The sequence below is a fragment of the Acinetobacter sp. UBA5934 genome, assembly GCF_002430855.1.
Lineage (GTDB): Bacteria > Pseudomonadota > Gammaproteobacteria > Pseudomonadales > Moraxellaceae > Acinetobacter.
The window spans coordinates 1-8,489 of sequence record NZ_DJDC01000138.1; the positions used below are offsets into that span (position 1 = coordinate 1).

General features: G+C 38.5%; 6 protein-coding genes. 4 read left to right on the plus strand and 2 right to left on the minus strand.

Annotated features, from left to right (window positions below; all coding sequences use genetic code 11):
- The first annotated feature begins 351 nt into the window (after positions 1-351).
- Genes pgaA through pgaD form a run of 4 tightly spaced genes read left to right on the plus strand, consistent with a single transcriptional unit; the run spans position 352 to position 6,428 of the window.
- A complete protein-coding gene (gene pgaA, locus B2Y23_RS09530; RefSeq protein WP_291370474.1) occupies positions 352-2,823 on the plus strand; it encodes a poly-beta-1,6 N-acetyl-D-glucosamine export porin PgaA in 2,472 nt (823 codons plus the stop codon).
- On the plus strand, positions 2,823-4,661 hold the full coding sequence (gene pgaB / locus B2Y23_RS09535; RefSeq protein ID WP_291356260.1) for a poly-beta-1,6-N-acetyl-D-glucosamine N-deacetylase PgaB: 1,839 nt from the start codon (positions 2,823-2,825) through the stop codon (positions 4,659-4,661). The genes pgaA and pgaB (B2Y23_RS09535) overlap by 1 nt, the downstream gene beginning before the upstream one ends.
- On the plus strand, positions 4,661-5,929 hold the full coding sequence (gene pgaC, locus B2Y23_RS09540; RefSeq protein ID WP_291356257.1) for a poly-beta-1,6-N-acetyl-D-glucosamine synthase: 1,269 nt from the start codon (positions 4,661-4,663) through the stop codon (positions 5,927-5,929). Before pgaB (B2Y23_RS09535) ends, pgaC begins: the two co-directional genes overlap by 1 nt.
- Entirely contained in the window at positions 5,922-6,428 is a 507-nt protein-coding gene (gene pgaD / locus B2Y23_RS09545) for a poly-beta-1,6-N-acetyl-D-glucosamine biosynthesis protein PgaD (RefSeq protein ID WP_291356255.1), read from the plus strand. The genes pgaC and pgaD overlap by 8 nt, the downstream gene beginning before the upstream one ends.
- Here the strand turns inward: pgaD and pgaB (B2Y23_RS09550) are convergent.
- Together pgaB (B2Y23_RS09550) and B2Y23_RS09555 are read right to left on the minus strand one after the other, a co-directional pair.
- Positions 6,394-7,527, minus strand: coding sequence for a poly-beta-1,6-N-acetyl-D-glucosamine N-deacetylase PgaB (pgaB, locus tag B2Y23_RS09550; RefSeq protein WP_291370476.1), 1,134 nt, complete (start codon positions 7,525-7,527; stop codon positions 6,394-6,396). The genes pgaD and pgaB (B2Y23_RS09550) overlap by 35 nt on opposite strands.
- Before the next feature lie 188 nt (positions 7,528-7,715).
- The coding region (locus tag B2Y23_RS09555; RefSeq protein WP_291370478.1) for a VOC family protein at positions 7,716-8,489 on the minus strand (774 nt) is incomplete at its 5' end.

Here is an 8,489-nt window from a genome sequence, read left to right on the forward strand (position 1 = left end):
GCCCTCAGTTGAGGGCTTTTTTGTTGAGTAAGCTTTGACGCGCAGGAGATCTGTCACTGAGAAAACAAATATAAAAATGATAGATTTTAAAAAAACAGATATTTTAGAAGTAGTCAAAGTTAATGATTGAGTCAAAACTTACTGATTGAATAAAGAAAATATAGTAGATTTTAAAGTAAATTAAGCAGATAAAAATCATTATATTTCACAGTTAAAATAATGTGATATTTATCACATAAAATAATAAAAATACAAAACGAAACACAATATTTTTGTTAATCAGGTCTTTTAGTCATATATTGTGGATTAGAATATGACCATTAATAACAATGAATAAAGAATATTTTAATTATGAACTTTAAGCTCACTTTACTCTCGCTCTCTTGTGGGACTTTACTGTTTTCTACATTGTCATCCGCTGAATTGATTTATAACGACGTTGTTGATCAACAGCGTGAAAGAATTGTACCTTTAATTAAACAAGGCCAGGTCGATACTGGATTACAAAAACTCAGACAATTATTGAACCGTTATCCCAATAATCAGAAATTAATTGCGGATTTTGTCGTGACGGCCTATGAAAATAAAAAATTTGCAGAGTCCGATATTCGCTACCTTAAAGGTATAAAAAGTCAACAATTTCCAACCTATGGAAAGATATCCGTCATCAAGGCATTACGAGACTTAAAGAAATTTGAGGCTGCAGAAAACTGGGCCAAAAACTTTGCAAAAACCGATTCTAATCCGCAATGGGTCGTATGGACAGGAATATTACAAGCGGAAGCGGGTAAAAAGGCTCAGGCGAAAAAAACCCTTTCTCAAATTGATATTAATCAGGTCGAAGCAGATTATTTGGCACAGCTTTCCTATACTTACCGGATGTTGGATATGCCGGTTGAAGCTTTGAATACGGCTAATCTGGCTATCGAAAAGAGTAAGGATGTAAGTACAGAAGAACAGTATGCATTGGCATTGATGGTCAATGCTGATTATGCCAATGCTGAAAATTTCATACAAAATAGTAAATCACTCAAAGAAAATACTGACCTCAGAGCCAATGCCAAAATTAATGAATTTTCCCAGCGGATTCAAAATGCTGTGGAATATTATAAGCTTTCAATTTATCGGGGACGAAAACAGCCGTACCAGCAACTTGATGCAGTGCTGGCGGACATGGAGCAATACGAATCACAATTGCCGAACGATCCCAATTGGAGAAGACGGTTTTATTATGAATACATTTATGCTTTGAATGAGCGAAATCGCGCTGGAAAAGCTTTGGAGCAGATTCCGAAAATTGGAGTGCCTCTAGAACAAATGCCTCCTTATGTGCGTCAAGCAATTGCTGATGCCTATTTTAAAAATTTACAACCCGAAGTCGCTGAAAAAATTTATAAAAATTTATTAAATGAGAAAAACTATGCTCATTTTGAACTCTATGCAGGCTTGTATTATTCATTAATTGAACAGGAGAAATATAAGGAAGCTGATCAATTATTAAAAAACATGGATAAAGCCTTGCCTACTTTCCAATATAGTAGTGCTAAAGGGGTAGATAAAGTTACCCATGATGACCGGAGTGAGTATCTAGCTTTGGTCGGTCTGAATTATGCCTATCGTCAAGAATATGCCAAAGCAGAACAGTATTATGAAAAGTTGATTGCAAAAGCACCCAATAATGTACTTTTTCAAAATAATCGTGCACTTATTCAACTTTTGCGTGAAAACCCGCAACGCGCTGAATGGATCGTATCTCAATGGGACGGGGTAATACCTGTTGATGAAGGAATCCGAATCCGTCATTTAGAAAACGTGCGAGCTTTGGAAAATATCCAGGAATGGCGTCTCCAAAGTGATGAGCTCATGCAAATCATGCCTGAAGATACGACGGTAATCAAAAATAAAAAAGAACTTAATGACCGTAATCATGCCTCTATTCAACATCTGAGTAATTTTTCAGAAAGTGACTCTGATAACTCGGCCTTACTCAATCGTCTAAGAGGAAATCGCGAGCAGGATCATTTCACACGTATTCACAGTCCATGGTTTTTTGATAACTATCGTACTTATGTTGATCACAGTTTCCGTTCTGGTGAATATGATACGGGCACAATTGAAGATCAACGCGTAGGGTTGGGACTGGAATGGGCATCGCGTCGTAAAGCGGTGAATATTATGGTGTCTCAGAGTATAGACAATGAACAGGATCAAGAACGCTTTGGAGTCAAGGTCAATTGGTCACAATGGTTGAATGACCATTGGCAGTATGCCTTCGGATTTAATAGTCAGGCGGATATTCCATTACAGGCCATCCGAAATGGTAATGAAGGAAAATCTTATACTTTTGATTTGAATTGGCAACAGCATGAAGCTCGAAAGGCAGGTCTGGTCTATCAGTTCACCGATATTGATGATGGTAATACACGCCAAGAGGTTTCCGCATACCTTAAACAGCAGATTTTTCAGGCTCCACATCATGTTACCAGTTTGACTTTGGCAGGTTATTACGGCCAGAACAAAGATGTCATTGTGGACTATTTCAATCCTGAAGAAAGTTATAGTGCAGAGTTGAATTTACAGCATGAGTGGATTACGTGGCGTAGATATGACCGCAGTCTCACTCAAAATTTTGAAGCTACCGTTGGGACTTTTGGACAAGATAATTATTCCGCGAAGCCAATTTATAACGTTTTTTATGGACATGATTGGCAGATTTCTCGGACATGGAGTCTGAACTATGGCATAGGGTGGGGAACTCACCCTTATGATGGTGAAGATGAAGAAAAAACTTATGCAACAGTGGGCTTTAAAGGACTCTTTTAATGAAACAAGTGATGAAAATCTTACTTTCTGCTGTCATGGTAACGGTATTTGCCGTTCCAGCGACGGGTTTTGCTCAAAATATAACTAAAAATACCACTGAAATACCTGATAATTTATTTGTTACCATTACTTTTCATGATGTTCGAGATGATGTTGCGCGCCAAGGAGATCGGGACCTTTATGCAATCAGTACTAAGAATTTAGGACGCTATTTCGCCTGGTTAAAACAGGAAGGCTGGCAAACAATCAGTTTGCAAGATGTGTGGGATGCTCGGGAAAAGAAAAAGCGATTACCTAAAAAATCAGTGCTATTGAGCTTCGATGATGGAGCACTCAGTAGTTATACCCGCGTTTTCCCATTATTGAAACAGTATAAATATTTTGCTGCTTTTGCTATTCCAACGAGCTGGATTAACGGGAATACCAAAGATGCCTATGAGGCCTATGGTCAAAACAGCTTAATGAGTTGGGATCAGATGCGGGAAATGCAACGCTCAGGCCTGGTAGAGTTTGTTTCACATTCGGACAATATGCATAAGGGCATACTTGCTAATCCACAAAATAGTATGCAGCCTGCGGCAATTACACGTCAATTCTTACCAAAATATCAACGTTATGAATCAGATCAGGCCTATCAAAAGCGGGTATTGGCTGATTTGAAACAGTCAAAGAAAATTTTAGATACTGAATTAGGAACAGATACAAGGGCGATATTCTGGCCTTATGGTGCGGTGACCAAGGAAACTGAGGTGCTTGCAGCAAAGGCAGGTTTGCCTATGTCATTTAGCCTGGGCAGTATGTCCACCTTGGCTGATTCGGGACAAACCTATCAACGTGCACTGGTAATGAATAATCCAACCCCTGAAATGTTGCATGCAGAAATGCTGGATTTCTTAACTTTTGCAAGTGATATCCATAAACAGCGTAGAAGCTATATCCGTTTTGATCTGGCTGAAATGGTCAGTCCCAATAATAAAATTTTTGATCAAAAACTTGGTCAATTTTTAGATCAGGTTAGTGCATTACAAACCAATACCATTTTATTAAAAACCGTAGGGGATGAGAATGGTGATGGAAAAATAGATGTTGCCTATTTCCCCAATCGTCAATTGGGCATGCGCAAAGATTTACTCAACCGTACGGTTTGGCAGGCACGTACCCGTGTGGGTAATCGGGTATATGCTGAATTACCGATCAGTTTACAAACAAAACAGGGACTTAATTTTGCAGATTTAACTTCGGAATTAGTTAAGTATAATTCTTCAATTGAAGGCTTAATGATCGATACTGGAGATGAACTCGACTGTGCGATACAGCAAAAGACCTGGGATGCGCAATGTGCTCAAAAAATAAAGCAGGTTTTTGATATAAAAGAGCAAGCTAAAAAACAGGCAAGATATTACACCAATATCAGTAATAACTATCAAACTGTTTTGAAAATTACATTAAAGGATAAACATGTAGATGGATTAATGCCTTTGATGGAATATAGTTTAAATAATAACGATTTTCTTTATATTGAATTCGATCCGGTTAAAGATACTGGAATATTTAGAGCAATAGAAAAACAACTCGAAAAATTAAACGCTCTGCAAAAACAGTATTTAATTGTGAGTTTTACAGTAAATCAGAATGCGAAAAGAAGTGATTGGAAAGAGTATTCGCAATATTATCAAGAACTCAAAAAATTATCCGTACAAAAAATTGGAATTAATAATTATCAATTGAATGCTGGACAGCAAGTTCAAGAGCATCTTTATCAAGAACTGAGTATTAATACCAGTCCACTCACTTATCGTAATCCATATGAAAATAATACTGCGAAGGGGAGGAAGTAATGGGAGACTCCAGTTTATTGCAAATCAGTGATATATATTTTGGTTTTGCCTTTTTTTACCCATTATTTATGGCTTGGCTATGGATCGCAGGCGGAATTTGGTTCTATTTAAAACATGAACGTAGAAAATCTTCTTTACCACAGCCAAGTGAACATGGATGCAGCATTATTATTCCTTGCTTCAATGAAGAAATGCAGATTAGAGACACCATCAAATTTGCCATGCAAACTCAATATCCAGAATTTGAAGTGATTGCGGTCAATGACGGTAGCCGAGATAAAACTGCTGAAATTCTAGATGAGCTTTTGCAAAAATATCCGAAACTCAGAGTGGTTCATTTGGCTGAAAACCAAGGCAAGGCCTATGCTTTACGTGCCGGAGCAATGGTGAGTCAAAATGAATATCTGGTGTGTATAGATGGGGATGCCTTAATCCATCCGCATGCTGTGGTATGGATGATGCATCATTTAACCCATTACCCTCGGGTAGGGGCAGTCACGGGGAATCCACGTATTCTGAACCGTTCCAGTATTCTGGGTAAAATTCAGGTCGGCGAATTCTCTTCTATTATTGGATTAATTAAACGTGCACAACGCACCTATGGGCGAATCTTCACTGTTTCAGGCGCAATAGTCGGTTTTCGGAAAACGGCGCTAGACCGGATTGGATATTGGCGTGATGACATGATCACAGAGGATATCGATGTGTCATGGCGTTTACAGTTCGATCACTGGGATTTGCAATATGTCCCCAAAGCATTGTGCTACATCTATATGCCTGAAACCTTCAAGGGCCTGTGGAAACAGCGTTTGCGTTGGGCACAAGGAGGAGTAGAAGTTTTATTTGCTTATTTACCGAGTTTATTTAAGTGGAATCGACGCCGTATGTGGCCTATTGCACTGGAGTCCATTATCAGTGTGGTTTGGGCGTATGTGATGTTTGGAATTATTATCCTATATCTATATGGTCTGTTTTTTCCTTTACCTGGAGAGTGGGCAATTCAATCACTCTTTCCACAATGGTACGGGATTATTTTGGGTTTAACTTGCCTGATTCAATTCTTCGTGAGTTTATGCATTGATAAACCCTATGATAAAGCCCGCATGTTTAGAAACTATTTTTGGGTCATTTGGTATCCACTGTTCTTCTGGATTCTGACCATGTTGACAACAGTGATTGCATTACCGAAAACGATTTTCAAGACTCAAAAACGTGCACGCTGGGTAAGTCCAGATCGTGGATTTAGAGGAGCACCAGAAAATGACTAAAGTATATAAATATTATTTAATTGAAGATGAGTCAAAATTAGAGCTACCAGAGTATATAGATCAGCCCGAATATGTACGTAATAAAAGTGTGGGATACAGTTTGCAAATCGTGGGTTGGTTGGTGTTTATGTGGTTATTTATGCCGGTATTAACCATATTTTTCTGGTGGTTCGAGAGTCAAACGATTTATCAGCAACTGGTTATACAAGCTCAACCCGATAGCCAATTAAGTTTAATGAATATTGTGGTGATGATTCTAGGCTTCATTGGTGTGCTATTGCTTTGGGCAACTTATAACTGGGTTCGCTTTTCAGGTAAGGATCGTAGAAGAAATCCAGTAGCAGTCGCACTACCGCAACTTGCCAGCAGTTTTAAAGTCAATACGGCAGATATTATCAACATGCAACAAGCCAGGAATTTAACCCTTTATTATAATAATAAAGGGTTACTGGAATTCGTTGAAACTAATCACCAGTTAAAAAAGCGGATTTCAGCTTAGCAGGCTGAGGATGTTCCTGTACAAAATCATCGGGGTAATAACCAATATGTTTTACCCCATGTTTTTCTAGAAACTTGATTGTATCCACAATTTCTTCTGTAGAAAGTTTCCGATTATTTCGCCAATTCAACGCTTGAAGTTCAAAGATCGTATGGCTCAAATCTGGGTCGTATTTTTTTGAACGTTGGATAAGGTCTAAATAGAACTGTTGATGGTCATCCGCTTCTTCCATATAAGGCATCGCCATAATGGCGTTATAGTCATAATATTGATAAGTACTTGGCATGGATTGGCTAAACCAGTTTTCACTATGAGGCTCTAATACTACCGGCGCATACATATTCCGAGCAGTCAGTAGATGAGGTTGTTGCTGTTTCACGATTTTGGTAATGCCTGCTGCAAATTGATCCAGATATGCTGTTTTGAATTTTGCAAATTGTAATTGTTTGGTTTGCCGAGGTTGTTTTAATAATTGATCTGCACTAAATCCCCAAGCCTGATACGTACTTTGCGCTGGAGCCGAGCTGTCTTCATAATCGTTTAGCGTGACATCATCATGGTAAAGGACACCATCTACTATATTTGATTTGAAAAAATCCAAATAAATCTCGGAAACGTATTTAAGATTTTGCGGATCAAATGGTGAGACCCGAATATAGCCATGTTTTCCACCTTCATTATGTGAAACATAAGTCAGTTTATAACTTTTTGGAAATTCCCATGACATTAAAGGTAGCCAGGCATAAACATGCTTGACTTGGGTTTTGCTACGAATCTGGCTGACCAAAACAGGAAAAAGATTGTCTCTGGTGGGGATGTGGCGGTTTTTAAAGTACACCTGATCGGCTGAACCATTGGCATCGGGATCTGCAAAGGCTTGCAAAAAAATGGTATTCGGTTGAATCAGGTTAATCCTTTGGATCAAGCTTCGGATATTTTTTTGCTGCTGTGCTTTATCTTTATCATACACATAGTCAATATCGATATGCATAATACGCATCTGATCGATCTTGCCGGTTTTTTTGAATGGCTGCATGACTGATTTTTGTGTCATATTTTGCTGCACAATTGCATCAATAGGGTGCTGTTTGATTTGCACGAAATCTGCAGCATATGTAGAAAAGGGTAGACAGCTTAAGCTCCAATAAAGACAACGCGTAAACTTTTTTTGGTAGGCATTTTTTAAATTATTCATTGTTATGCTCGCTTGTATTAGTTATTCAATTATTAAAAATATTAATGGGTTGATAGCTTTTTTTATTTTGAAGTCATTTCGTTGCAGAGTGATCAGGCGTGTAGCAGATCATGAATCACCAGCTTTTTCATTTTAAAGATTGCGGCTTGTGCACGAGGATTCTGCTTGAGAATTTCACTCAAATTTTCAGGGTGAATTTGCCAGCTCACCCCAAACTGATCTTTACACCAGCTACATTGGCTCTCACTACCTTTTAGTGTGATGTTATTCCAGTAATAATCAATTTCGGCTTGGTCATCACATTCAATGATTAACGATGCAGCTTCATTAAATTCAAAGGGTTGGGGAATGCCACTGTCCATGGCCATCAGGGTAAAGTGATTGGCGATCACTTGGGCATGTTTCACTTGTCCGGTATATTCACCCTCGCTATATTTCAAAATGCCCTGAGTCCGAAAGCTTTTGAATAAGCTTTGATAGAAATTCAATGCAGCCTGACATTGCCCCTGATATGCACCGCAATACATCAGGGTAGGGACAATTTTTTGTTGATTGACATCCGATAACTTGCCTAAATAGAGCTGCCAGCTAAAACCATATTGGTCTTGTAACCAGCCGTAATAGTCACTCCAGTCATATTTTCCCAATGCCATTAAAGTAGAGCCGCTCTCGATCAATTGATTCCACAGGTAATCGATCTCAGTCTTGCTTTCACAAATCACCATAAAGGAAATGGAAGGATTCGGGTCAAAACCAGAACCCCCATTAATTCCTAGAAATGGCACGCCTGCAAAGTCTGCTTTTGCCGCATACTCATTTGCTTCAATCATGTGACTATGTGGAAAAATAGAGCAATACCATTCAAA